The organism is Hydrogenovibrio crunogenus, from assembly GCF_004786015.1.
Taxonomy (GTDB): domain Bacteria; phylum Pseudomonadota; class Gammaproteobacteria; order Thiomicrospirales; family Thiomicrospiraceae; genus Hydrogenovibrio; species Hydrogenovibrio crunogenus.
In genome coordinates this window covers 863,218-889,171 of record NZ_CP032096.1, presented here as the reverse complement: position 1 = coordinate 889,171, position 25,954 = coordinate 863,218, and the positions used below count along the sequence as shown (strand labels likewise).

The following is a 25,954-nucleotide window of genomic DNA, read 5'->3' as shown; positions in this document are numbered from 1 at the left end:
CCGTACAACACCTTATAAGGAGCGCGTATGAAAATAGTGATTCTAGGTGGTACAGGGTTAATCGGATCCTACCTAAAACCCTACTTTGAACAACAAGACCACACCGTGACCTGTTTGGGCAGAGAGGCTTTTGATGCCGATTTTGACCTGGCTGGCGTACTTAACGGAATTGACCTGTTAATCAATCTAGCCGGTGCGAATATCGGACAACGTTGGTCAAAACACTACCAAGAAGTTCTTTGGAACAGTCGAGTCCAAACCACTCATCAAGTAGCAAACCTCATCAAGACCCTTTCAGAGCCGCCGAAAAAAGTCATTGCCGCTTCGGCCATCGGTTTTTACCCTGAAACCGATTGTGCACAACCAGTCGATGAATTCACCACACAGCCAGGCAACCATTTTCTTGCAGAATTAAGTGTCGCTTGGGAAGCCGCATCCCAAAGATTGAGTGATGAAGTGCTAATCTTCCGCTTTGGCGTGGTTTTATCAACTCAAGGCGGCGCGTTATCGAAAATGCTTCCTGCTTTCAAATTTGGGATTGGCGGCCCGGTTGCAGGGGGTGAACAATGTTTTTCTTGGATTCATATTGAAGATCTAGCGCAAGGTTTCTTATTTGCACTGACACACCCAGATATGCAGGGGGTCTATAATCTGACCGCTCCGCAACCGCTCACACAAAAAGCGTTTGGAAAGACACTTGCCAAAACCTTACACCGCCCTTTTTTTCTTCCCTTACCGCTCTGGCAGCTCAAGCTTTTGTTCGGAAAAGGAGCACAAGTATTGACTCTCAGCAGCGCGGTTTTGCCTAGTAAGTTGATAATGAAAGGATTTCAATTCCGCTATCCAACCGCTGACAAAGCGTTACACAACTTATTGAAAGCTTCAGACTAATCATACGAACCGTTTTATAAGACATTAGAAATGGCCAGGCCTGGTGTCTTTTCTTCGCTCATTAACACCAATCAAAAACAATTGTTCTTTAAAAACGAACAGTCTTTTCATTTTTAAATGATTTTCAATCACTTAAGAAATCGGTACGCTATTCATAAACCTCAAGCGCAGGATGATAACAAAACATGAAACTTTCCAACACCCACACACATTATGGCTGGATCAGCATCGGATTCCATTGGTTTCTTGCCGTGGGATTGATTGGGCTTTTTGCGTTGGGACTTTGGATGGTCGATTTAAGTTTTTACAGCCCTTGGTATCACGATGCACCTGCCATTCACAAAAGCGTAGGGGTTTTATTGGTTGGAATCATGATACTACGCTTTATTTGGCGAGAGGTGACGCCTGTGCCCAAAGCCGTATCGAATCAAACCCCAGTTTTAAACAAGATTGCGCATATCGTACATCTTTTGTTTTATATCTTGGTGCTCGTACTGGGATTGAGTGGATACCTTATTTCCACCGCTGAAGGACATGGCATTGAGGTCTTTGACTGGTTTACGTTGCCGGCACTTGGGCCTCAAATAGAAAATCAGGCCGACCTAGCGGGTGACATTCATTTTTGGCTGGCCTGGACCTTGATTGGATTTGCAACACTGCATGCGCTGGCAGCTTTACAGCACCACTTTATTCATAAAGACGCTACGCTGAAACGCATGTTAACACCCAATGATTAATTTTTAACACTGAAACACGGACTTTTAATCTTTACAGGAGAACAAACATGACAATACTCAACCGATTTACCCCTTTCTTTTTAGCCACTGGTTTGATGGTCTTTTCAAGCTTCGCCTTATCGGCTCCAGTCAAATATGAAATTGACACCAAGGGAATGCATGCGTCCATCAACTTTAAAATTCAGCATTTAGGCTATAGTTGGTTAACGGGTCGATTTGACCAGTTTGGCGGAGACTTCACTTATGACAAAGAAAACGTCTCCAACAGTGAAGTGAATGTAACCATTGATACCAACAGCATCAACACCAACCATGCTGAAAGAGATAAACACTTAAGAAGCAATGATTTTCTGGATGTGAAAAAATTTCCAAAAGCGACGTTTGTCAGTAGCAGCATTGAAAAAACAGGTGACAAAACCTTAGCGGTCAAAGGAAAACTGACCTTACATGGCGTCACAAAAACGATTGAAATCGATGCACAAAAAGTTGGGGAAGGAAAAGATCCATGGGGTGGTTACCGTGCTGGCTTCAGCGGAACGACTCTAATCAAACTGGCGGATTATGGTATTACTTACAACCTTGGACCGGCTTCTGCCAATGTCTACTTTCAGCTAAACCTTGAAGGGGTTCGCCAATAACATTGAACAGCATCACTTGACTCCATAAGTGAGTTAACCACTAAAGTGTGAGGTGCACTTTAGTGGTTTTTTTTATCCTCCCTGCCTCGTTCTGCCTCATTACCGAAACTATCGCTTTCAATAGCAATATACAGCAATATGCTGTAAGCTACACGACCAATCGTTGTGTGTTGAAAATACAGCGATTTTATCGCTTTTATTTTACGAGACCTATCTATGACTTTTGCTTCCTTGGGTTTATCCAAACCCATACTTGATGCTGTAACCCAACAAGGTTACGAAACCCCTTCTCCAATTCAGGCACAAGCCATTCCGGCTGTTCTTGAGGGAAAAGATGTAATGGCTGCAGCACAAACCGGGACCGGAAAAACCGCTGGCTTTACCTTACCCATTTTAGAACGCCTCTCCCAAGGCAAACCGGCCGGCCCTAACCAAGCAAGAGCATTGATTCTAACCCCAACTCGTGAGCTGGCTGCTCAGGTCAGTGACAGTGTTGAAATCTATGGTAAACAACTCTCTTTGAAATCCACTGTTGTATTCGGCGGTGTCAAAATCAACCCTCAGATGATGCGCCTACGAAAAGGGGTGGATATTTTAGTCGCCACACCTGGACGTTTATTAGATTTATTTAATCAAAATGCGGTTAAATTTGATCAACTTGAAATTCTGGTACTGGATGAAGCGGATCGAATGCTCGACATGGGATTCATCCATGACATCAAACGGATTTTGAAAGTCCTACCGAAAAACCGTCAAAACTTATTGTTTTCTGCCACCTTTTCAAATGAAATCCGCCAACTGGCCAAAGGGTTGGTTAATAATCCCGTGGAAATTTCGGTTACGCCGAGAAATACCACCGCTGCCACCGTCACCCAATGGATTTATCCTGTAGACAAAGGACGCAAAGCCGCCTTACTGACTAAGCTTATTAAAGAGAATAATTGGTCACAAGTTTTGGTTTTTTCACGAACCAAACATGGTGCAAACCGTTTGACCAAACAGCTTGAAGGTAAAGGAATTAAAGCCGCAGCCATCCACGGAAACAAAAGCCAAGGCGCACGAACCAAAGCGCTTGCCAGCTTTAAAGACGGAACAGTACAAGCATTAGTGGCAACCGATATCGCAGCGCGAGGCATTGATATTGATCAACTACCGCACGTGGTGAACTTTGATTTACCGAATGTCGCAGAGGATTATGTGCACCGTATCGGGCGAACAGGTCGTGCCGGTGCGGTTGGTGAAGCGGTTTCACTGGTCAGTGCCGATGAGGTGAAGGAATTGTCGGGGATTGAAAACCTGATTCAGAAATTGTTGCCGCGAAAAATCATCGAGGGGTTTGAACCAACAAATGAAGTGCCTGAAACGCGCTTGAATCATCGCCCTAAAAAGCCGAAGAAACCAAAAGCACCACGTATTTCAGGCAGAGACACGTCTGAAAACAAACCGGGAACAACCGCCCCTAAAAAGAGACCGGCAAATCGAAACCGCCGCCCTAACAAACCTAAAAGCAGCCCACATTCCGGGTCCCCTAAAACGAGCCATTAAAGTAAATAGATATTCCTTCCAGCTAATAATAACCAGGCCTGGTTATTTTAGCTGGGCGGCATGATCATCAATAAGGCTAAATAAGGCACCAAATTAAACATCACGATCATAAGCTTATAAAAAGCCATGCCACTGTAGTGAACCTGATCAAAGCGCTCAACAGACAACTCAAACCAAAGTGCATGCAATCGATACATCCAGCGATGCGCAAAAGTGAAAAACACAAACCAGACAAGCAACAGGGAGATATTAAATACCACGCTCCAACCTAAGAAAGCCTGCAGTTGTTCTACTGTCATCCTGTTTCCCCTCTTTTTTCATTTTAAATCTTTATCTAAGAGTTAACCGTTTCCCACATTTAAACAAACCTATTCAAAAAAAGATAGATAAAACAATTGGTTATAATTATATACTTATATAAACAGCCATTATATAAGTAAATAATATTTGAATCCTCTATAGGAAGATTATTTGCTATTTTATGTTTGAGTAAACAATAAACACGATATTACAAAAGACTCACATAATTTATTAAGTTGCACCTAGGCCAAGCACGCCTACCTGCCCTTTCGCTGGAAATCTGCATGAAATTTTTTCTCAATCTTGGCATTAAAATCAAACTCATCTTATTAGTGACTGTCAGCATTTTAGGTATGTCCTTTATTACCATTAATGACAGTTTAAAAGAACGCAACATTATGCTGGACGCCAAAAAAGAACGCATTGAATCCATAATCAATGGTGTTTTCATGCAAATAGATCACTTACAGCAGGCCGTAAAGGCTGGCAACTTAACGAAAGATGAGGCGCAATCACAAGCAAAACAACTGGTGGCCACCTTTCGATATGACAACGGAAATTACCTCTGGATTAATGACTTTAAACCCAAGATGGTGATGCATCCATTGAATCCAAAACTGGATGGCAAAGATCTCAGTGACTATCAAGACAAAAAAGGCAACCTACTTTTTGTTGATATGGCTCAAACAGCTCAAAAATCAGGACAAGGCTACGTCGAATACTTTTGGATGAAACCAGACAACCCAAATCCAGTCCCGAAAATGTCGTTTGTCAAAGCCATTCCTCAGTGGCAGTGGGTAATTGGAACTGGGATTTACATTGATGATGTGAATGCCGAATTCATCAGCAGCCTAATCGAAAATTTAGTGATTTTGTTGCTGATCGTCTTGATCAGTATCGCCTTTGCCTATTTAGTATTTGTTTCCATTAATCGCCCGTTACAAAAAATGACCGAAATAATGAACAAGGTCAGTAATGAAGGCGATTTATCGGAAAAAATAGAAATCGATCAAACCGATGAATTGGGCAAAATCGCCCATGACTTCAATCATCATATTACATTTCTTGCCAATACAATTTCTGAAATACAACGCGTGATGAGTCAGGTCGAACAAGGCAAAACCGAAGTCAAAATCGAAACCGAGATGCAAGGCATCTTCAACCTTCTAAAACAGAGTATCAACCAATCCATCGGTAACATTAATCAAACCATTGTCATTCTAGGTAATTCGATTGAAGCCCTTTCGAAAGGACAGTTCAATAAACAAACCAACAGTAACTTACAAGGTCACTTCGGAGAAGTGATTCATCACACTGAAACCGTTATTCATACTCTCAAGGTGTCATTTGATGAAATTAATAAAATCATGGCAGAAATGAGTGTCGGAAAATTTGATCGCCGAATCAATATCGATGTCAGCGGTGAATTCAAAAAACTCGAAGACAATATCAACAAATCATTAGACTCTGTTGAGCATGCCATTCTACATATCGCTGATGCTTTAAACCGTCAGGCATCAGGCGACTATCACACTAAAACGCAAGCGAACTTAACCGGTGACTTGGAAATTCTTGAAAACAACCTGAATGCAACCTGCGACCAGATTGGGTCAACGATTTTACAAGTCAATGACAGTGCCACCAATGTCTTTAACATGTCGCAGCAATTATCTGAAGATGCTCAGCATTTCTCTGAGAAAACGCAAAGCCAAGCAGCCACCTTGGAAGAAACGTCTGCATCAACAGAAGAAATCACCTCGACCGTTAAGCAAAACACCGACTATGCCAGAGATGCCAACAACCTGGCGACGGCCGCACAAGAAAAAGCGGAAAAAGGTTCAGAAATCACCCAAAATGCGGTTGTCGCCATGGAACATATCACTAACGCCAGCCATCAGATTTCCGAGATTACCAGCCTGATTGACAGCATTGCTTTTCAAACCAATTTACTGGCTTTGAATGCGGCGGTTGAAGCGGCGCGCGCAGGTGAGCATGGTCGCGGGTTTGCCGTTGTGGCTGGAGAAGTCAGAAACTTGGCACAAAAATCTTCTGATGCGGCAAGAGACATTCGCAATCTGATCAACGACAGTGTTGAAAAAATAGAAGAAGGTGCGGCTTATGTCAATCAGTCCAAGTCATCTTTGAGCGAAATCAATGAAGGGATACAGGAAGTATCCAAAATCATTTATGAAATACTCAGCTCATCCGAAGAGCAGGCAAAATCGATTGAGCATATCAATCAAGCCATTATGAGCTTAGACAAAGACACACAGCAAAATGCGCATTTAATTGAACAAACCGCCCACAACGCTCAAAACATGCAGCAGGCCGCGCAACACATGCTACAACAGATGGATTTCTTTAAATCAAGCAAAGGAAAAGTCGGCAATATGTTGTTAAACAAACCGAAATAATCTGCTTTTTTATACTTAAACGTTATCGTTCCTTTTCTCTAATATCTCTTTAAAAACAGCCAGGCCTGGCTGTTTTTTTAATAAAGACGCTCTAGCTAAGTTTGACTGCTTAATCTTGAATCACAGACACTAACTCAGCATTCAATTCATTTAAGAACTCTGGTTGAGGCGTTGCCAATAAAAATCCTTGTGCATAATCAATGCCAAGCTGTTTAACCAACAATAAGGTCTCTTCATTCTCAATAAACTCCGCAATGGTTTTAATGCCCAAAGACTTCGCCATTGACACAGCACTTTCCACAAATGCCAAATCGATTTTATTTTTAGACATATTATTGATGAACTCCCCCTCAATTTTAATGAAGTCCACCGGAAACCGTTTCAAATATTGAAAGGATGAAAAACCGGAACCAAAATCATCAATCGCAAAACGGAACCCTTCGGAACGTAGTTCCCGAACAAATTTTTCAAGCAGCGCCATGTTATGCACCGTTTCACGCTCAGTTATTTCAAAAACAATGCGCTCATGATGAATTTCATATTTTTCCGTTAAACTTTTTATCTTGGCAATAAACTCACTGGCGACAATGGCTTTAGGCGACAAGTTTATAAACAGCAATCCGCGATACCTCAACGCTTGAACTTGTGCCAGCGCCTTATCAATCAAAACCAAGTCCATTTGATTGACCAATCCCATATGTTCGGCTGTTTCAATAAATCGACTCGCGCTGATCAGCTCACCATTTTGCCTTAACCGCATCAGCAACTCATGCACAATGATTTCGCCGGTTTCCATACAGACAATCGGTTGATAATGCGGTTCAATAGGCTCCCCCGTTTCCAATGAATGCATAATGAATAAGCTCTGGTCGTTAGATTCCTTATAAACTTCAACCAGATCTTCTTCCTCGGGATACGATAACGAATTCTTGCCGTTATCTTTCACGCGATATAGCATATTATCCGCCACCATAAAGAGGTCTTCTTTATCCTTCGCATGGTCTGGATAAACGCTCACCCCCACTGAACAAGTCATAGTGACCACACTTCCTTTTGGCTCAACCATTCTAAGGTCGGACGTCGCATCCAGAATTTTATAAGAGATGGATTTCACATCTTCCAGATCACTTTCCGGCAAAATGACACAGAACTCATCGCCACCGTAACGGGCAAAGATATCCCCTTCTCTTAAAACCTGCTGTATCGCATTGGCAAACGCCTGTAAAACTTCATCCCCGAAAGCATGCCCATATTGATCGTTAATCAGTTTGAAGTTATCAAAATCCAGCATCAATAACCCGAAAGAATAATGATGTGCATGCGCACGAGTCACTTCATAGGCTAATAATTCATGAAATACACGCTGGTTGAACAGATGCGTTAAAGGGTCCCGAGTGGCGTAATACTCCAATTCCTTGGTAAATTTATTAATCGCCTTAATCGACCCAATCACATTCACCAAAGTGGTTAGAATACTTTCCACCACCACCGAGCGGGAAGATTCTTTGGGTGGAAAGGTTTCCACACCCAACCCGACTACACCACCGATTTTCGGCGTATCAAGAATAAGGCTTTTACTTTGTGTCTGAATAGTATTTTTAATATCCAATGGCTCATGAGAGGCATAAGTATGATGAACATTGAAAATAGACCCCTTTTCAAAGATTGAGACCTTATCTAATAATTCTTTTGCATGCAGTTCCAATTCATCTTGCGCTTCCTGTGAAGGATGACCAAGCCAGAACACTTCAATCACATATTGCTCAGCATCATCCGTTCTAAACACCACAAACATGGTATACAGCGGTAAGATATGATTGATTTCATTCATCAGTAAGCAAATATGCTGCTTCCAATCCTTAATGAGCTCAGAAGACAGCACCAACTTATCCAGCAACTGAATTTCAAAATCAAGAATATCCCGGTCAATGGCGATATGTTTTATTTTGTCACCAAGTTGATTCAAACTGCGGTTTAAGTGATCAAATTCTTCATAATCAAACACTGAGTGGCCATGGGCGAATTTTTTTAAATCGTCTATCTGTTGAATCGATACAACTTGGTTGTCCAACTCTTCTACGCTCTTCACCAAACTTCTGGAAAAGCGTTTTCCTACCCACAAAGCCAACACAATCGGAATCGGGGTCAATATCAACATCAGTAATAAAAATTCATCTCGCGCAGAACGCATCACATCGCCGACATTTTGTTCAATCCCCATAATCCCCAAAACATCACCCTTTTGAGCAAGCGTATGACATTTAAGACAGGTTTCACGTGCTTGAAGGGGTTTTAGAATACGAATATGGTTACTTTCTTCAGTCACTTTTTTCTGTTTTGATAACAGAACTTCTTTAAAGAGAGGGCGCATGTCATCATTAACATCAGAGGCTAAAAAACCAAACTGCTGGTTAACAATATCCGCTCGATACATTGAAAACTCTAAATTCTGTTCTTTATAGGTACGCTTAAGATCTTGACGGAAATTCAATAATTGTTCTCGGCTCCACCCCTTACTCATAATTTGGTACATATTATCGAAAGATAATTGGCTAAGCGTTGTCGCATTTTTTTCGCTTTGCTTGGATAGGCTTTCAATAAAAATTTGCGATGCGGCAAACATCGTAATAGAAAAAATCGCTAATGCCGTAATCAACGCACCGGTAAGCATGGTTTGATTCAGATTTTTTTTGCGTTTTGAAAACAAATTAAAAGCCACGGGAATAAGATACCTTCGTCAAAAGAAATGAGTCATTTTCTAAAAAAATATTGTGCAATAGCTTAACGAAAGTTTGCAAAAATAAAATTGAGACAGGTCAATTCTAGCTAAAATAGGTAGGTAAAGATAATCAAATAAAATGATAGCAATCAGTGTTTTAACACGATAGCTGAACGTCTGGCCATCAAGCGGATAACCAGGAGGTCAGATAGCGATTAAAAGTTTTTTCCAGATTTTGATCCGTTTGTGCCAGTAATACATCTAACGATGTCGTCTCGGCTAGATCTTCATGAATAGAGCGTAAATCTTTAAAGGCCGCCAACTCTGCGGCGCTGGCTTCCAACTTTCCACACACGCCAACAGCAGGCACTTGATAACGGTTGGCTAACTCTGCAATTCGATTAGGCAGTTTTCCAAACTGGGTTTGTAAATCCATTTTCCCTTCTCCGGTAATCACCAAATCAATCGCGTGCGTCTGAAACAGTTTTTCAAGTTGTAATAGTTCAGATAATAAATCAAACCCGGAAACCAATTGCGCATTCAGCAAGCCCACAAAAGAACCCGCCATCCCGCCTGCCGCGCCGGCACCAGGTAAATCTCTGATATCTTGATGCCAATCCTTTTTTAAAATATCAGCCAGCCTAGCCAACCCATTTTCCAGTGTTGTGAAAGACTGCTCATCAACGCCTTTTTGCGGCCCGAACACAGCTGTCGCGCCTTGTTCACCCAATAAAGGATTAGAAACGTCGCAAGCAATTACCCACTCTATTTCATCTAAAGATTTCCGTTTATTTTCAGCCATGCCTGGCGATTTTTTCACAATTTTAGACAAAGACGTTAACGCTTCTCCTCCCAATTCAATAGGATCACCTTGATCATCCAGAAAAGCAAACCCCAATGATTGTAACGCGCCCACTCCACCGTCATTGGTGGCGCTGCCGCCCAGTCCCAGAATAATTTTTTCCGCACCAAGATCAATCGCGGCATTAAGCAGTTGCCCCGTGCCATAAGTGGAAGCTTTGAGCGGATTGCGTTCATAGGGTGCAAGCAACGGAAGTCCAGAGGCTTGCGCCATTTCGACAATGGCGGTTTTTGTTTCCGGTTGCCAGGCAAATTTTGCGGTGGTCGCTCGCCCTAAAGGATCTTGCACCACCACTTTTTTGACTTCCGCTAGGCCAGCATAAATCAAGGCTTCGACAAACCCTTCGCCCCCATCGGACATCGGGCGAGAAAGAACATGAATTTCGTTGGCATGCGCCTGCCCTACCTTTTCGGCAATACGACAAAAATTAACCGCCGATAACGACCCTTTAAAAGAATCAGGCGCCACTAAAATGGTTTTGGGCACACTCATGAATGACTTCCTTGGTAAGTTCTCGCCCAAAAAGTTAGCATTATTTTTTTTATAACAAATCTCATCATCACTGTCATCAGTCTGTAAACGGTGCCCAAAGAGCTGACACGTCATCTACGGTTTCCGGCATCAGCCAAACCGATTGATACGGTTGCAGCACAAAGTTGTTTTCCGCACTGGAAACACCTCGATTATCCAGCAAATTCACCCAATACGAAAAACGCTCAACACCGTCTATTTTGGATAAGTCAATGAGCTTAATCTCACTGGTTAAGTTATGAATGGCCAATAATGGAAAACGTAACCCCTCTTCATCCCGCCACAAGGCGAAAAAAGATTGCCCTAAATCAATCACATGCTGCGGTACATCCGGATGAAACGCTTTGTGCTTTTTACGGCGTTGCAAAATATTGGTCAACCGTTTCAAAACTTCCGCATTCGAGGTTCTACCACTTTCAATCAAGGCCTGCAGATAATCATAATCCCAGCGACGCCGGTTAATAGAACGTGTTCTTCCGGTTTTCTCAACCCCTTCTCTGTCATTTGGAGCGGCCACCAAACTGTGAATGTAAAAAGCCGGAATGCCCTGCAATGTCATCATGATATTTTGTGAACAAATAAAACGATCCACCTGCCATTGATCTGGGCCATTGGAATGATAGGTTTCACGAAACGCACTGAATAAGGCGATATTAATCTCATAAGGCGACTCAGAGCCATCCGGGTTGGACTTGGTTGTCACAAACCCGCCCAGACGGTGCATACTGGTAATCAAATCTTCCACTTCCCGCTCTGGCAAAATCCCTTCAACCGGTCGAACCCCAATCCCATCATGCGAAGCGGTAAAGTTTAAAAAGGTACACCCTTTTGGCGGCGCATCTAACGTACTGGCCCATTCGGTCAAATAACTGCCATCGCCACGATGCAACGCATGCAACACCAATGGTGCCAACGCAAATTGATACACCATATGCGCTTCGTCTTGTTGACCGAAATAAGATAAATTTTCCAGATGCGGCACATTGGTTTCTGTCAGCAAAATGCTTTCCGGCTTCACAATAGACATCACATCGCGGAATAATTTCACCATTTGATGGGTTTCAGGCAAATGAATACATTTGCTGCCCAACTCTTTCCATAAAAAGGCAATCGCATCCAAACGAATCGTTTTTGCCCCTTTTTCCAGATACAACAACAAAACTTCCAGCATCTTAATCAAGACTTTCGGGTTCTTGAAATTCAAGTCAATCTGATCAGCACTGAATGTCGCCCAAACCATCTTCCGACCACGATGCGTATAGGCAGGCACCAACAACGGCGTGTTCCGTGGCCGGGTAACTTGAGACACATCTTCCGAACCTTCCATGGCAATGAAAAACTCGTTAAATGGTGGAATATTCGCTTTAAAGTCAGTAAACCAAAGACTCTCGCGAGAAATATGGTTTACCACCAGGTCAAACATCAATTGATAAGAGTCTCCGATTGCCTCCACCTGAGGCCAATCTCCCAAATCGGGGTTAACCAGAGTGTAATCAATGACAGAAAACCCATCGTCCGAACTGTAAGGAAAAAAAGGCAAAATATGGACGTTATTAATCGCATCCTTGATATGTGTTTTCAAAAAACGGGATAAGGTCTCAAGTGGCACTTCACCTTCTTTTTGAAAGGTATCCCCATAAGTTATGAGCATGACATCTTCATGTGACCAACGTGAATCAGGAAGCGGTTGTTCGGAAGGAAATGATTGCAACAAATCACAGATTTCTTGGTACGCGACTTCGGCATCTTCTTCGCCATAACAATAATGAAGTCTTTCTTTAATTCGGCTTAATGCTTGTTCTTTCATCTCCAACCCTTTAAAACGGTTCAGGCCGTTTTACTGATTATCCAATTCAACCGCTTCATAAATACTTTCCAGAATATCCGGACACGCACTCACCACTCGATTCCAGTTCGGCATAAATGGCACTTCACTAGGAGATTCAATAAAGGCCTTCCCGGCATCTAAAATATTTTGAGCAAACAATTCAATTACCTGCTCTTCGCTATGCAAGTCAATCTTGAGACCGTTCATTTCGGCATCAAATGCATAAGACTCCAATTGATCCAAAGCGGTACGATAGTATTTTGCTCGAATGGTTCTTAAAGTACTGTTTGAAAATTGATGCCCTCTGACCGCCAGTTTTCTAAACAAGGATTTTGCAATATCCTGACTCATTCTCGACAAGCCGGCTTGCTTGTTCTCAAAAGACACTTCCTGATGCTTATGGTCATATACATTGGCAATATCAACCTGACACACGCGACGGTTCGAATAGTTCTTCAACACCTCTGACATTACCCCGATTTCCAACCCCCAGTCCGAAGGAATTCGAATCTCTTTTAAACAATGGACGTCCATAGCGAATTCCCCCGCCAACGGATAACGAAAGCTGTCGAGGTACGTTAACAGGTCATCATTCCCCAGAACCCCTTTTAATGCCCTCAACAAAGGTGTGACCAATAAACGTGATGCCCGTCCGTTTAATTTGCCATCGGCATAACGCGGGTAATAGCCTTTCGAGAAAACAAAGTTAAACGTCGGATGAGCGACGGGATAAATCAAACGCGCCAACAGGCTTCGGTCATAGGTCAACACATCACAATCATGTAACGCCACCGCTTCCGCTTTATCAGAAGCCAAAATATAGCCAAAGCAGTTCCAGACATTACTGCCCTTGCCACGCTCTTTCGGCGCCAGCTCTTTCTCATTCAGTTTGGCGGTGATCGCCTGCATTCTCGGCCCGTCATTCCAGACGATTTTGGTATCCTGCGGCAAACCCGAAAAATATTCCTTCGCAAATTCAAATTGCTTTTCATCGGCTCGGTCCAACCCGATGACAATCTGGTTTAAGTAAGGTACTTTTTTCAGCTCTTCAACGATATTCAAAAGTGCTGGTCCTTCTAACTCGCTGAATAGAGAAGGCAAAATCAACCCCAGAGGTTTTTGTTTACCATGGCGAACCAGTTCAGATTCAATGTCCTCTACAGGTCTATCGGTTATGTTGTGAAAGGTTGTTACTGTCCCATTTTGAAAAAAATCACTCATCACTCCCCCTTGAGCTTTCTAGAAAATTGGTCAAACGGTGTTTCCAATACTTTTTCAATCGCTTCAACCCAACCAAAAGGCGCTTCTGAATCGGTGTAAATGGCGTTCTGAATATTCAACCCTTTTCCTGACGGGTTACAAATCACAATCGGCACATCAGCATAATTAAGCATGGCAATGTCGTTATCACTATCGCCTAATGCGACAATCACACAATCTTTGTTATCAGAAAAATATTCTTTATTCACCAAGAAGTGCATCGCATCTGCTTTATCGTGATGCCCCATCACATGATAAAATCGCCCGCCCTTCTTCAAGGTCAGATTCTCTTTTTCTAATGCCGCTTTAAACGCCTCTAAATTCGCTTCGGAATCCTGCCATAAAATCGGCTCGGTCACTTCGCGCTCTGTCGCCAGCAATGCTTCTTTTGAATGTAAACCGGTATGATTCATCACCCCAGAAAGTGTCCAGTCGCCAAATCCTTCAAACTGCCAGCCATGTCGTTTGCGAAGATGTTTGATAAAGGACCGGATTTCCTCGTAAGGCCGCCCGATCAAAATCTTTTCTTCCCCTTTTTTTGACAAAGACGGCACCGTCATGACGCCACCATTTTCAGCGATCACCGGGGTTGACAGCTTCAACTTCAATTTCCATTCATCCAGCTCTGACAATGTTTTGCTTGAATTCAGCACCACTGGAATATCCAAGCTTTTCAGCCGTTCCAGCAAGGGCAAAACCGCCTTGTAATCATAAGACTTATGATTCAGTAACGTGCCATCCAAATCTGTAAAGATGATCATCTTTGACACATCTTCTCTCCTTTAAAATCGCATTATTTCGTGTTTGATGGCACCTTTACCCAACGCGAGTAAAGTGCCAAAGACAAAATAATCAATGCAATTCCAATAATTAAATATAACGCATGTAACATCATTGTCGGGTCATTCAACGCGATCTTGAACACCACCATCAAGGCTTCAATCGACAAGGCGATAATGATGGCAATCAAAAACTTCGACAGCAGTCTAGATTCGTCTTTCTTATCCGAGTAGGCTTTAAAAAAGACCTCTCGTTCCAGCAGCGTTTTCGATAAATCAAAAATAGCCAAGCCCATCGTTAATGCGACAATAGGTTTAAAAACACTTTCTAAAGTATAGTCAGCCGGATGCATCCACTGTATAAAATAATCATAAAACGCATACCCGATCGACATAATTGAAAAGAACATCAACGAAAGCCCAATGAGTAAATAAAAGCTTTTCGTCACTTTATTAAAAACCGGATGTAACTCCACCAATCCCAGTCGAGTTAACAATGACACCACATTAAAATCAAAAAAGAAAAAAGAGCCATTGTCTTCCACCATCACGGTCACACAAAATTCACCAGTGGCAGAGCTGATATAAGGCGGCGTCACCGACACCCCCTGTTCCTGCCGAGCCACTTGGGACACCAGATAAATACGGTTCTTCCCTTTCGCCGCTTCATTCAGCTTATTTTTATAAATATTAGGCGAGGTTTGAATATAGTCGGAATTAGCAGTATAAACCAATTCCAAACAAGAAAATATTGAATAGAATTTTCGTAATTGGTAGGTATCTAAATGTAAAAGCTGGGCATTATTACAAATAGTTTCAATCAGAAATTTTTCAATTTCAGATTTATGTTCGTTGTATAGACTAATAAATTCTTGCATGTCATCACTCCCAGATTTCTTTAAATCTAATAGCGACAGGCAAGCCAAAAAAAACTTTTACATTACATATCAATAAGTTAACAATAAATGGTGTTTTTTATAGAAAATAGCGCACCATTTCGTATTCATTTTGAACCAAAAAGAACAGGTTTAAACTGAAATCTGTACCGACTTCATGGACTTGTCATGATAAACCACATCGAAACAAGCTACATAACGACCTTCATCCAAGATAACTTGTTTTGAAATCGTAAAACACAGCTGCATATCAATCAAAGATCGATACGGCTCAGAGACATGCACTTGCCCCGACTTTTGTAATGCCTTAGTGAAGTAACGGCGATTCTTCCAACAGAGCCCCTTCCCTTTCTTCAAAACTTCAACCCGGTTATTCACACTGGGCGGATTATATTCATCACTGACCTGAAACCCTTCCTGATCAAGAATGAAATACCGTTTAACGAATGAAAGATTGGAAACATGGCTTGCCATCTTTTCTTCTAACAGATCAAACTGTTCTGAATCTTCCATTGATTCAAATAAGGTTTCATAGCCTTTGCGCTGAATACTGGTGATAAAAGCCCGTTCTTTAATATAGAGCGGATATTCATCGATCACCTCTTTCACGCAGCTTTTCCCTTTTTCCACTTGGTCAAGCAATCGATTCGGGCGAGCGAAATAAAACCCTTGTACCAAATCCACCCCTGCATTCATTGCCAACAGTGCTTGCTCTTTGTTTTCCACTCCTTCCAGCAAACAGACACTGCCTGCCTCTTTAATCAGACGTGTCAAGTTCTTAAGGATACTCTGGCTTCGTAAACTCTTAGTGGCTTCCAGCAACACCCCTCGATCCAGTTTTACAATATCGGGCTGCGCTTTCCAAATACGGTCCACATTGGAATGCCCGGCCCCAAAGTCATCTAGAGCAATTAAGCACCCCAACCGCCTCAAGGTCTCAATGACCTGTTCAAACAAAGCCTCATCCGTGATTTCACTTTCGACGACTTCTATGACAATTTCATGCCCTTTAACGCCCAAATCCTTCAACACCTGCTCAATGCAAATATCATCCAGATTACTGACATTTTCAAAATCCAAATTCAAAAACAACCAACTGTCAGGCAGTTTTGACTGTTGCCAGTTCATGACGTGCAAATGATTCAATGCCTGACTGAAATCCGCTTGCTCCATAGAATCAGGAACGGATAAACACTCTTCCACTGTTACTTGAAACCCTGTCTCTAAAGAAGTGCCTCTTACCAGAGCCTCCACCCCAACACAGGCTTGGTTCGAAAAACTGTAAATCGGTTGAAACACCGAATATAAATTCTTATTATCAATACTTAGCGATTGAGAACCCACCTTTTCAGGGCTTTGCATATATAGTCTTCTATTTATCACAGTCATTTAAAATTCATAGCATCTACTATGACGCTCTTTATCCCATACCACATTCAAAATCACCCCTAACTTTTCAGTCAAAAATAGGGTTCTGCTGCACTTCAGCAATTGGCTTATTGGAAAATAAACTCTCTTCTTGCTGAGTTTCGCAGCACAAGGTTGTGCAAAGAGCTTCCGCCACTTCGGACAACCTTTTCCCCTGGTTCATCGCATGCCTCCTTATTTCATGATATGCCTCATCCTCTGACAATCCTCTTGCTTGCATTAAAAGACCTTTTGCTTTTTCTATTACAGCTCTATTGGCCAGCTTATCTTTTAATTGCGATAATTCTTTTTTTAAGGCTCGTTGTTCGCTAAAGCGAGCTAAAGCGACATCAACGATGGGTTTCATACGATTCTGGTTTTTATCCCCCACTACATAAGCCATCACACCTGATTTAACGGATTGCTTAATCACTTTCGAATCACGTTCACCGGTAAAGCATATGACGGGAATGGCTGGATTCTCATTCAATTCGGCTAATGTATTCAAGACATTTTCCGACACCTGATGACACTCCAAGACCAATAACTCATAAGTGTCTGCAGACAACGTATCGAGCCAAGCTTCATCCATTGCCGTAACTGTCACATTTTGAGCACCCGCGAAAATTAAACCTGACTTCAGTTCCGCTGAATGGTTAACATCATCGCTGACTAATAACGCATTAAAGCCCATTTTTGGTCATCTCCACCATTGCAAATATATCACCTATAAAACAGCATGCGTACCAAGGGGAACATTTACATAAAAAACAACAACTTAAATAAAAAACCTCACTTAATTGTGTCGAAAGAATGCCTCTAAAAAAATAGGCATGAACCAGTTTAGTGCAAACACTGCATGCTTTATGACATCTGTCAGAAAAAAGGTGAAAGGAAAAGAAAGGATAAAAAACGAAAGGTTTAAAAACAAAAAAGCCCCGTTAGAAAACTAACGAGGCTTTGAAATAATGGCGCGCCCGAAGGGAGTCGAACCCCTAACCGCTCGGTTCGTAGCCGAGTACTCTATCCAGTTGAGCTACGGGCGCATTTTGTGAAGTGCGTATTCTAGGGAGTAAAAGACTTATTGTCAAGCAAATTACCGCTTGTTTTTGCTTTTATTCCTAACGCAATTTTAAAAGCAGAACTTGAATCAATAACAACTCTACTTTTGAAATAATGGCGGTGGACTAGGGATTCATAATAAAACTACAAATCCTTTTTAATTCAAAAGGTTAAAGGCTTTTATCTTTCCTAAATACCCGTCAGGATACCCGTTTAAATCAAATTCAAAACAAGCCTGTAACAACTTGGTTTGCGTCCATCTCTTAATTTGTGCGCTATGATACTCTAAAAAAAATAAATTTCAAATAAATATGGCACATATTTTTATTTATTTATTTATTTATTTATTTTTAATTTTTAATTTTTAATTTTTAATTTTTAATTTTTAATTTTTAATTTTTAATTTTTAATTTTTAATTTTTAATTTTTAATTTTTAATTTTTAATTTTTAATTTTTAATTTTTAAAAAAGTTACCTCGCCATTCCTACTAAGGTCAAACTAAAAATTAATTTCATTTTTTTTATAAATAAAGTAAAGAAACTATAGATATGAGATTAGGCGGATACTAAAATTTAGAAAAGTACGGTAAAACCCATCGCAAACACAGTTTAGATGGGTCGATTCCATAAGCATTTACAGTGCTTAAGATTGGTGCTTCACAACAGTATTTATGAATTGTGAATATGTATTTAGAAGATACATATGAAATTGTAAAAAATAACCTCTTATTTAGCAATTTTTTAATTTTAATTTACAATTCAAAATACTTTTTTATTTTTATATAAAAAGGTACAGCAAAATGAATAAAGATTTAAATCTACCAAAAATGGTGGCGACACTTCCTGATGAAGATTTACGTAACCTGATTGCGGTGATCATTACTGAATTCTTTGAAATCTATAAACCTCAACAGAAGACTGATAATTTACAACAAAAAGTACTTCTCCCAAAAGAGGTTCAACAAATCCTTGGTTATTCTAGAGCGCAAATAGATTTACTCAGCCAAAAGGACCCTGGCTTTCCGATAGTCATCAGACTAGATAACGGTTGTACAGGCTACTTAGAATCAGAAATCAATCTATATATTGAACGAGAAGGGAAAACAATTCATTAAATACCGCTTCACGGGCGACAGTAAGTTGCGCTAACTTACCTGGCAACAACAACCCTTTTTTAATTTTTATCTTGTAGTTGTTAGTCTTACAACGGTTTCAACAGCATTTTTCAATACACCCAAAATAAGAATAAGAATTAAAGCAATTACAGGGAATATATAGCGCACAGAAATCATCCATACCGCAGAAAGTAAACCAAAAGTCACAAGAGATACTAGAATACTTTGACCAATAATGAGATTCTCATTTTCAGCATCAGCAGAAAAAAAACCATACCAAACTGATGCGACAATCATTGCAGTAAATACACCCCATTCAAATACTAATTTTACTTTTTTCATAACCCTGCTTCTATTATCATATTCAAGCTGAGTTTCACCGTAATTAGGTAGGATCTCACCATTATAGTTCTCTTTTTCCCATTCTTTATCAAACGTTTCTTTTTTTCAGCTTCTTCTCTGGCAAGGCGTTTTTGCCTGCCCTCTTCCAGACCGTCTTGCCAGGCCTTCTTTAAATCACGTTTAAACTTTTTTTGATCACTAATTACCTTGTCATAAAAGTTACCACCAAAATCACCCAGCATGTGACAGTTTTCGTTAAATATGCTACTATTTTTGAAATAATCAATGAGTTAGATGGAATCATGGTCAAAAAACCTGCTACTATTATCATTAAACCTGCTACTACCTTTACATTCCGTCACAAACAGTGCTACAACCTTACCAACCAGGAATATTATGAAGTTTTCTCATAAAAATCGCAAAATTGGCTATACATACGGTAGTTTATCAGGTGTTTTTTCATTCCGAGGAGAAAAGAGTATTTCTTTTGAGTCATCACTTGAAAGAGACTTGTTAAGAGTGCTTGAGTTTAATGAATCTGTAATTGATGTTATTGAACAACCCTTTACGATTGAATACATCAATAAAAACAATCGCCCAACAACTTACACACCAGATTTTCTAGTTAACTTCGCTACAAGCCAATCCTCTTGGCAAACAATTCCCGATCCAAAACCTCTGATAATTGAAGTAAAGCCTAGAAGAAAAATCATTAAAGATTTCGATAAATTACGTCCGAAATTCCGTGTCGGACTCCGCTTTGCTAAAGAAAACGATATGAATTATCGCATCTACGATGAATCACGAATCAGAACTTTAGAATTTAAAAATATTAACTTTTTAAGCCAATACAAACGCAGAGAATATGACACTTTTGAGGAAATCAGAATCATTCAACATCTTAAAGATATTGGTCATACATCAATTGACTATCTGTTAGCCCATCTATATGTAACCAAGGAAGAACGTGGAATCGCTTTAGCACAAATTTGGCACTTAATTTCTGTCAAAAAACTAGGTTGTGACATTGGACGACCGCTTAATCAATCTACAACAATTTGGCTGAACATCGATCAATCCTACTTGGAAGGAGTTTATTATGACGACTGAAAACGATAATGGCTTTAAAGCAGACCGCAGAAAGATTTCTTTCCGTCTAGGTGAATATGTCTCCAACTCAGGTGAAATTTATAAAATCACCCAAATTATTAACTTTGATGAATTGGTCGGAATAAGTATTAAAAGTGGTCAAGCGTCCAGGCTGCTCATTACAAATTTAAAAGCAGTCAGTACTCCTTCTCAAGATAAGTTTGACAACAAATTCATCCACAGAGACCTTGAAGATTTTTCAGATAACGATTGGAAGGAAATTGAAAGACGCTTTAATCTTATTACACCTTTAGTTAATGGAGCTTCGAAAAGTGAAATAGTAATTCATGCCAAACAACAAAATGTTCACTACACAACACTATATCGTTGGTTTAAAAACTACCAAGAGACAGGAACACTTACTGGCCTATTACCTAAAAAGAACGGACGAAAACCTAACACACTATTAGTTGAACCAAGGGTTGAAGCCATTATAGAACAAGTAATTAATGACATTTACCTGAACAACAGTAGAGCTCCTATAGATAGCGTAATTAAAGCTATTTTCCTCTCTTGTGATGAAAAAAACTTAAATCGTCCTAGTGAAAGCACGATAAGAAGACGCATTAATAACCAGTCTGAATATCATAGAACAAAGAGACGGAATGGTTCCAAACAAGCTAACACGAAATTTGCCCCAACACCTGGTGAGTATGTTGCTGATTATCCACTGCAAGTTGTGCAAATTGACCATACACCTGTAGATTTAATTCTGGTAGATGATGAGTTCAGACTCCCAATTGGCAGGCCATTTATAACTGTTGCCATAGATATTTATAGCCGAATGATAACTGGCTACTATCTCTCTCTAGAGCCACCAAGCACTACTTCTGTTGCAATGTGCGTCGCACATTCCATAAACCCAAAGGATCACTGGCTACTTCTGCACGATGTCGAGAGTACATGGCCTGTTTGGGGATTTATGACTACGATTCACACGGATAATGGTGCTGAATTCAGGTCTGAAACTTTACAAAGGGCATGTTTAACCCATGATATTAACCTTGAATACCGTCCCGTAAAAAGTCCAAACTTTGGTGGTCATATTGAAAGAATGATTGGTACCGTTATGAAATCAGTCCATTCCATACCTGGTACCACGTTTTCAAATATCAAAGAAAAGGCTGAATATGATTCTGATGGCAATGCTTGCATGACTTACAGCGAATTTGAAAAATGGCTTGTAACCTGGATTACTAAGGTTTATCACAAAAGAAAACACTCTACTTTAGGAATGACTCCTGAAGACAAGTGGAATGAGGGAATATTTGGTTCACTTCACAGTGAAGGCATTGGCTATATGCCTAAACCAAACAATCCTGAAACAATATTGATTGATTTCTTGCCAATGGTAAAAAGAACCGTACAAAAAAATGGCGTTAATATCGATGGCTTAAATTATTACGACAATGTTCTTCGTCAGTTCATTCGTGTAATTGACAAAACCACGAACAAAAATAAAAAGTTTATTTTCAAACAAGATCCTAGAGACATAACTTATGTCTGGTTTTATGAACCTCAAGAACAAAAATACTACAAAATCCCATTAGCTAACCAAGCTATTCCGAAAATGACGTCATGGGAATTTTTAGCGATTAAAAAAAGAATCAAAGAAAAAAATTACACTTTCTCAGAACACTCTTTAATCACTGTTTATGCAGAAATGAGGGAGATGGTAGAAGAATCTACTAAAAAGACGAAAAAAGCTCGTCGAATGAGTCAAAAGTTAAAAAACAATGAAAACCAACTAGTTGATATAGCTATAAAGCCCAAACTAAATACCCCTGTAATTGAAATTGATGACGATATTTGGGATGAAGACATCCCTGAATTTGATTAACTTTAGGACTTGAAATGACAATTAACACAGACCATTTACACGAGTCATTAACAAACATCATTCACCAATCAAAAGAAGAACGAATTCGGTTTCTGGACAATGATATTTGGATCAACCACCATATTTCAAATGAAATATTACAGCTACTAAATAAACTGTTGCATCAACCTAAAAAGCAGAGAATGCAGAGCCTTTTGATTATTGCTGAACCCAATATGGGAAAATCATCATTGATAGCACAGTTTTCACTACTCCACCCGAATACAACAATTGAAGATGATGAAGGTATGTCATCAGCTCATTGCCCCGTACTGTTGATAGATGCACCAACTACAGCTGATGAAAAGGGATTATTTATTGCCATCCTAGAACAGATGTGGGCACCTTTTAGACCCAATGATACACCAGCAAAACTGAAACATCAGGCTAAACATATACTTCGTGAATGTAATGTTAGGATGATTATTATTGATGAAATCCATAACTTACTGAGTACGACACCTGTTAAGCAACGACAAATAATGAACACCCTCAAAACGACGTTATCCAATGAATTGAAAATACCAATTGTAGGCGTAGGTACCAGTGATGCAGCAATAATTCTTACCAATGACCCTCAGCACGCAAGTCGATTTGATACAGTGGTTATTCCAAAGTGGGGAATGGATAAAAACTTTAGAGGATTGTTAGCTGCTTTTGAAAAAAGATTTCCTCTCAAGAAACCCTCTAATTTAGCATCTAAAGATAAGGCACCATTATTGTTGGCTTTTTCTGGTGGCAATATTGGGGACTTGCATCGTTTGTTAAAGGAATGTTGTGCCTATGCAATTGAGCATGATATTGAAGAAATCACCGTTGATATTATTAATAAATTTAAGTGGGTAAAACCAACTAATACTAGACTCTCACGGCAAATTGTTTTTGATAATGCTTAACCCTATCAGACTTAAACCTGCTGAAGGTGAAATTTTAAGTTCATTTATTATTCGTACATCAATTGTTACGGGTACTGACCCATTAGGGTTTTCAGGTGCCATTTGGCCTAATAAACGAATATGGACAGCTGATATTGACAGGGCTATGAGTGATGAAGATTTATTACTTTTGTCAAAAGCAACGGGGGTAGAAATAGATACCCTTAAGAGCCTTACTCTAAATCATGCATTATCCGAACTTTTTAAAACAACCCCTAATACGCTTGCCGCGTGGGATTGGATTACTCCAATAAGTTCAAGAAATCGTTCAAGAGTGAATGGCTTACATTACTGCCCTGACTGCATTAGGAACCCAACAACTTACTTTCGCCTAAATTGGCGTATAGCATGGAATGTGGCTTGCGAAACACATGGAAATCTATTGAGTATTTCGTGCCCTAAATGCAACACCGTTATCTCACCCCATCTCATCAACTACCATTCAACTGATTTAACATCTTGTATCAAATGCCAATATGACTTAACTACCGTTGAACAAACAATGGCCTCTCCCAAGGTCATTAAGCTTCAAAAACTTCTGAATGATGCAATGAATAATAAAAAAGTAAGCTACCCTTGGGATATAAGTGACAAGATTGAGTTTTTCGCGACGATTAATGCCTTAACATCCTTCATTCATAAGACACGTTCAGTAAAGGCTTTAGCAGAAAAGTTGTTTAATTCTTTAGGTACCATCGATTCAAACTTAACGCTCCCGCCAAACTCTAAAATCAGATTTATCAATCAACCTGTTTCAGAACGCCACTTTATACTATTCAATTGTGCAGTTCTTTTAGATATGCCACTTAATGATGTGAGGGAATTATTTAGGGAGATTAATCTAAGACCATCCTTACTGATTCAAAAAAGTTCCCATTACTTCTCTGAAACCTTTGATTCCATCTATCGAAGCCTTGAAAAAAACACTCATGAACGTTCAAAATCATCCAAGAGCTCAAAGCCCATCAAACCTAGAACAAAAGATGAGGTTGATAAATTATGGAATGAAGTGCAGTGTTTCCTGTAAAAGATAGTGCCATGCTCAAAAAACGCATTGCTAAAGATGTGCCTTGTATACGCTGTGGCAAGAAAAAATATAAAAACCGCAAAAACACTGAATTGGGCCCCGTCTGTAATTCATGTTCAATTTATTTTCGGGAACCTAAAAAGTGTAGCTCTTGTGAAACTAAAAAACGTGATGTTTCTAATCGCAATCTAAATAATGGCTCAACCGCTGTACTTTGCCAAAGCTGTTATGGAAGATCTGAACAGGTTGCTTGTTCATTATGCACTAGACGCCAACATGAGTTTTTTTATGACTTATCTAGAAAACATATCTGCAAGAACTGCTTAACCTTGCCTCCTAGATACTGCAAGTATTGCTCCGTGGAAATACCCGCTGGCTCAGGACATATTTGTCGAGACTGCAGCTTTAGTCGAACTTTACAACGAAGAATGAATTATTTAAGCCCTCTTTTAAATGGAGAATTTCAAAGAATATTCAACGAATTTAGCCAATGGTTAATTGCTCGAAAAGGCATTAACTATACTGCTATAAAAATTGGATATTACTTCCAATTCATACATGAGTTAAATGACCTTGCTAACAGCCTAACTACATTCCCAACCTATACAGACATAGTTAACAGACTTTCAGTGGCTAGAACACGCCAATTTTTACTTGTAACAGTATTTTTGTCTGAGATTAAAGTCATTAAAATTGATTCTAAGATTAGAGATGAATTTTCTAATCTTGATATGATTGATAGGTACTTAAACTACTTTAAGCAAAATTCAAATTTTGGCCGAATGATTAATCGCTACTACAACCAACTAGAATTAAAACTAAAAGATGGGAGGACAAGCATTCGATCAATAAGATTAGCCTTGACGCCTGCCATGAATTTTCTAAAAAATTGTGTGCATTATAGTCTTAACAAACCATCACAGGACGTTCTTCGAGGGTTCCTTTGGGCTTCACCAGGCCAAAGAGCAGCTATTACTGGATTTATTAATTTCTTAAACAATTCTTACGGCAACGACATCTCTTTAGACTCAATACCAAAAACCATTACTTTTGAACGTCCTTACTTGAGCACAAAAATGCTAAAACAACGTTTTATTGACATACTAAGAGAATCAAAAGTGCGTGAGATACCCGACGAACAATTGCTTAGAACTTCCATTGCATATCTACATGGAGTTGAAATACCCGAATTCGTAAGGCTTTCTCGTCATGATATTTTGAAGAATAAGACTGGAGAATATTATTTACGACTTGCGAATGAAAATTTCTATATTATCCAACCGCTTACCCACAAAAAACACCCATAATTAAAGCTCAGTTTTTTATCAAATACAAAACTAAATGATAATATTGAGTACAAAAGTGTCATTTTCTACAAACTTAATTAATAACTTGGTTTACTAACTGATGAAATTGACAAGATTTCTCCAAAAATAAATGAGAAAGTTGCCGTGCCTGCAAGAAAAATTCCCTTGAACTATCGTAACATTACTGGTTACGTCCATAGCAATATAAGCGATGCCTATACCTATTTCGAATCAAGCTTAGAGCGTGACGCTCTCTTAATGTGCGAATTCAAGATGTTCTATTTCATCCGTTAGACATTGTTCATTGCACAGTTTGTGATTTTGATTTAAG

22 protein-coding genes and 1 tRNA gene are annotated in these 25,954 nt (G+C 39.9%); 11 read left to right on the top strand and 12 right to left on the bottom strand.

Features of this window, described 5'->3' with window-relative positions; translation table 11 throughout:
- The first annotated feature begins 27 nt into the window (after positions 1–27).
- From GHNINEIG_RS04180 to GHNINEIG_RS04165, 4 genes are all read left to right on the top strand, one after another.
- Complete coding sequence (locus tag GHNINEIG_RS04180; protein WP_135795480.1) at positions 28–891, top strand: TIGR01777 family oxidoreductase; 864 nt, start codon at positions 28–30, stop codon at positions 889–891.
- Between the two features lie 185 nt (positions 892–1,076).
- Positions 1,077–1,628: a cytochrome b gene (locus tag GHNINEIG_RS04175; RefSeq protein ID WP_135795479.1), complete on the top strand. Its 552-nt coding sequence runs from the start codon at positions 1,077–1,079 to the stop codon at positions 1,626–1,628.
- Positions 1,629–1,675: 47 nt separating this feature from the next.
- Positions 1,676–2,266: a YceI family protein gene (locus tag GHNINEIG_RS04170; protein WP_135795478.1), complete on the top strand. Its 591-nt coding sequence runs from the start codon at positions 1,676–1,678 to the stop codon at positions 2,264–2,266.
- Between the two features lie 216 nt (positions 2,267–2,482).
- Positions 2,483–3,811, top strand: a complete 1,329-nt coding sequence (locus GHNINEIG_RS04165; protein ID WP_135795477.1) for a DEAD/DEAH box helicase — start codon at positions 2,483–2,485, stop codon at positions 3,809–3,811.
- A gap of 47 nt (positions 3,812–3,858) precedes the next feature.
- On the opposite strand, the gene GHNINEIG_RS04160 is transcribed toward GHNINEIG_RS04165, so the two are convergent.
- Positions 3,859–4,110: a DUF6868 family protein gene (locus tag GHNINEIG_RS04160; RefSeq protein WP_135795476.1), complete on the bottom strand. Its 252-nt coding sequence runs from the start codon at positions 4,108–4,110 to the stop codon at positions 3,859–3,861.
- Between the two features lie 285 nt (positions 4,111–4,395).
- On the opposite strand from GHNINEIG_RS04160, the gene GHNINEIG_RS04155 reads away from it, so the two are divergent.
- Positions 4,396–6,525, top strand: coding sequence for a methyl-accepting chemotaxis protein (locus GHNINEIG_RS04155; RefSeq protein WP_135795475.1), 2,130 nt, complete (start codon positions 4,396–4,398; stop codon positions 6,523–6,525).
- 109 nt (positions 6,526–6,634) lie between these two features.
- Here the strand turns inward: GHNINEIG_RS04155 and GHNINEIG_RS04150 are convergent, their stop codons facing one another.
- The 9 genes from GHNINEIG_RS04150 to GHNINEIG_RS04110 all read right to left on the bottom strand — a co-directional run bounded on the left by GHNINEIG_RS04150 (position 6,635) and on the right by GHNINEIG_RS04110 (position 17,853).
- A complete protein-coding gene (locus GHNINEIG_RS04150) occupies positions 6,635–9,244 on the bottom strand; it encodes a bifunctional diguanylate cyclase/phosphodiesterase (RefSeq protein ID WP_223260933.1) in 2,610 nt (869 codons plus the stop codon).
- Between the two features lie 184 nt (positions 9,245–9,428).
- Positions 9,429–10,598 (bottom strand): glycerate kinase, encoded by a 1,170-nt coding sequence (locus GHNINEIG_RS04145; protein WP_135795474.1) that lies wholly within the window; start codon positions 10,596–10,598, stop codon positions 9,429–9,431.
- A gap of 76 nt (positions 10,599–10,674) precedes the next feature.
- Positions 10,675–12,444: a sugar phosphorylase gene (locus GHNINEIG_RS04140; protein ID WP_135795473.1), complete on the bottom strand. Its 1,770-nt coding sequence runs from the start codon at positions 12,442–12,444 to the stop codon at positions 10,675–10,677.
- 30 nt (positions 12,445–12,474) lie between these two features.
- A complete protein-coding gene (locus GHNINEIG_RS04135) occupies positions 12,475–13,686 on the bottom strand; it encodes a glycosyltransferase family protein (protein ID WP_135795472.1) in 1,212 nt (403 codons plus the stop codon).
- Positions 13,686–14,486: an HAD-IIB family hydrolase gene (locus tag GHNINEIG_RS04130; RefSeq protein ID WP_223260962.1), complete on the bottom strand. Its 801-nt coding sequence runs from the start codon at positions 14,484–14,486 to the stop codon at positions 13,686–13,688. Before GHNINEIG_RS04130 ends, GHNINEIG_RS04135 begins: the two co-directional genes overlap by 1 nt.
- Positions 14,487–14,518: 32 nt before the next feature.
- Positions 14,519–15,382, bottom strand: a complete 864-nt coding sequence (locus tag GHNINEIG_RS04125; RefSeq protein WP_135795470.1) for a hypothetical protein — start codon at positions 15,380–15,382, stop codon at positions 14,519–14,521.
- Positions 15,383–15,532: 150 nt separating this feature from the next.
- Positions 15,533–16,762: an EAL domain-containing protein gene (locus GHNINEIG_RS04120; RefSeq protein WP_189636927.1), complete on the bottom strand. Its 1,230-nt coding sequence runs from the start codon at positions 16,760–16,762 to the stop codon at positions 15,533–15,535.
- A gap of 94 nt (positions 16,763–16,856) precedes the next feature.
- Positions 16,857–17,501 carry an ANTAR domain-containing response regulator gene (locus GHNINEIG_RS04115; protein ID WP_135795468.1) on the bottom strand — a complete coding sequence of 215 codons (645 nt, stop codon included), beginning with the start codon at positions 17,499–17,501 and terminating at the stop codon, positions 16,857–16,859.
- Between the two features lie 275 nt (positions 17,502–17,776).
- Positions 17,777–17,853: transfer RNA gene (locus tag GHNINEIG_RS04110), tRNA-Arg, on the bottom strand.
- A gap of 816 nt (positions 17,854–18,669) precedes the next feature.
- Here GHNINEIG_RS04110 and GHNINEIG_RS04105 point away from each other — a divergent pair.
- Positions 18,670–18,984, top strand: a complete 315-nt coding sequence (locus GHNINEIG_RS04105) for a helix-turn-helix transcriptional regulator (RefSeq protein WP_135795467.1) — start codon at positions 18,670–18,672, stop codon at positions 18,982–18,984.
- A gap of 66 nt (positions 18,985–19,050) precedes the next feature.
- On the opposite strand, the gene GHNINEIG_RS04100 is transcribed toward GHNINEIG_RS04105, so the two are convergent.
- Positions 19,051–19,326, bottom strand: a complete 276-nt coding sequence (locus GHNINEIG_RS04100; protein ID WP_135795466.1) for a hypothetical protein — start codon at positions 19,324–19,326, stop codon at positions 19,051–19,053.
- Positions 19,323–19,568 (bottom strand): hypothetical protein, encoded by a 246-nt coding sequence (locus GHNINEIG_RS04095; RefSeq protein ID WP_135795465.1) that lies wholly within the window; start codon positions 19,566–19,568, stop codon positions 19,323–19,325. The genes GHNINEIG_RS04100 and GHNINEIG_RS04095 overlap by 4 nt, the downstream gene beginning before the upstream one ends.
- Before the next feature lie 154 nt (positions 19,569–19,722).
- Between GHNINEIG_RS04095 and GHNINEIG_RS04090 the strand changes: the two genes are divergently transcribed.
- Genes GHNINEIG_RS04090 through GHNINEIG_RS04070 form a run of 5 tightly spaced genes read left to right on the top strand, consistent with a single transcriptional unit; the run spans position 19,723 to position 25,623 of the window.
- Entirely contained in the window at positions 19,723–20,436 is a 714-nt protein-coding gene (locus GHNINEIG_RS04090) for a TnsA endonuclease N-terminal domain-containing protein (protein ID WP_189636926.1), read from the top strand.
- Positions 20,426–22,315, top strand: a complete 1,890-nt coding sequence (locus GHNINEIG_RS04085; protein WP_135795463.1) for a Mu transposase C-terminal domain-containing protein — start codon at positions 20,426–20,428, stop codon at positions 22,313–22,315. Before GHNINEIG_RS04090 ends, GHNINEIG_RS04085 begins: the two co-directional genes overlap by 11 nt.
- Positions 22,316–22,329: 14 nt before the next feature.
- Positions 22,330–23,250: a TniB family NTP-binding protein gene (locus GHNINEIG_RS04080; RefSeq protein WP_135795462.1), complete on the top strand. Its 921-nt coding sequence runs from the start codon at positions 22,330–22,332 to the stop codon at positions 23,248–23,250.
- Positions 23,243–24,316, top strand: a complete 1,074-nt coding sequence (locus tag GHNINEIG_RS04075; protein WP_135795461.1) for a TniQ family protein — start codon at positions 23,243–23,245, stop codon at positions 24,314–24,316. The genes GHNINEIG_RS04080 and GHNINEIG_RS04075 overlap by 8 nt, the downstream gene beginning before the upstream one ends.
- A complete protein-coding gene (locus GHNINEIG_RS04070; protein WP_135795460.1) occupies positions 24,304–25,623 on the top strand; it encodes a hypothetical protein in 1,320 nt (439 codons plus the stop codon). The genes GHNINEIG_RS04075 and GHNINEIG_RS04070 overlap by 13 nt, the downstream gene beginning before the upstream one ends.
- Positions 25,624–25,954 lie beyond the last annotated feature (331 nt).

Coding starts and splice junctions, on each gene's coding strand:
- GHNINEIG_RS04125 (WP_135795470.1), bottom strand. CDS start 15,382: ATGCAAGAATTTATTAGTCTATACAACGAACATAAATCTGAAATTGAA.
- GHNINEIG_RS04135 (WP_135795472.1), bottom strand. CDS start 13,686: ATGAGTGATTTTTTTCAAAATGGGACAGTAACAACCTTTCACAACATA.
- GHNINEIG_RS04115 (WP_135795468.1), bottom strand. CDS start 17,501: ATGGGCTTTAATGCGTTATTAGTCAGCGATGATGTTAACCATTCAGCG.
- GHNINEIG_RS04175 (WP_135795479.1), top strand. CDS start 1,077: ATGAAACTTTCCAACACCCACACACATTATGGCTGGATCAGCATCGGA.
- GHNINEIG_RS04180 (WP_135795480.1), top strand. CDS start 28: ATGAAAATAGTGATTCTAGGTGGTACAGGGTTAATCGGATCCTACCTA.
- GHNINEIG_RS04085 (WP_135795463.1), top strand. CDS start 20,426: ATGACGACTGAAAACGATAATGGCTTTAAAGCAGACCGCAGAAAGATT.
- GHNINEIG_RS04155 (WP_135795475.1), top strand. CDS start 4,396: ATGAAATTTTTTCTCAATCTTGGCATTAAAATCAAACTCATCTTATTA.
- GHNINEIG_RS04130 (WP_223260962.1), bottom strand. CDS start 14,486: ATGATCATCTTTACAGATTTGGATGGCACGTTACTGAATCATAAGTCT.
- GHNINEIG_RS04090 (WP_189636926.1), top strand. CDS start 19,723: ATGAAGTTTTCTCATAAAAATCGCAAAATTGGCTATACATACGGTAGT.
- GHNINEIG_RS04105 (WP_135795467.1), top strand. CDS start 18,670: ATGAATAAAGATTTAAATCTACCAAAAATGGTGGCGACACTTCCTGAT.
- GHNINEIG_RS04080 (WP_135795462.1), top strand. CDS start 22,330: ATGACAATTAACACAGACCATTTACACGAGTCATTAACAAACATCATT.
- GHNINEIG_RS04170 (WP_135795478.1), top strand. CDS start 1,676: ATGACAATACTCAACCGATTTACCCCTTTCTTTTTAGCCACTGGTTTG.
- GHNINEIG_RS04100 (WP_135795466.1), bottom strand. CDS start 19,326: ATGAAAAAAGTAAAATTAGTATTTGAATGGGGTGTATTTACTGCAATG.
- GHNINEIG_RS04075 (WP_135795461.1), top strand. CDS start 23,243: ATGCTTAACCCTATCAGACTTAAACCTGCTGAAGGTGAAATTTTAAGT.
- GHNINEIG_RS04165 (WP_135795477.1), top strand. CDS start 2,483: ATGACTTTTGCTTCCTTGGGTTTATCCAAACCCATACTTGATGCTGTA.
- GHNINEIG_RS04120 (WP_189636927.1), bottom strand. CDS start 16,762: ATGCAAAGCCCTGAAAAGGTGGGTTCTCAATCGCTAAGTATTGATAAT.
- GHNINEIG_RS04140 (WP_135795473.1), bottom strand. CDS start 12,444: ATGAAAGAACAAGCATTAAGCCGAATTAAAGAAAGACTTCATTATTGT.
- GHNINEIG_RS04145 (WP_135795474.1), bottom strand. CDS start 10,598: ATGAGTGTGCCCAAAACCATTTTAGTGGCGCCTGATTCTTTTAAAGGG.
- GHNINEIG_RS04160 (WP_135795476.1), bottom strand. CDS start 4,110: ATGACAGTAGAACAACTGCAGGCTTTCTTAGGTTGGAGCGTGGTATTT.
- GHNINEIG_RS04095 (WP_135795465.1), bottom strand. CDS start 19,568: ATGCTGGGTGATTTTGGTGGTAACTTTTATGACAAGGTAATTAGTGAT.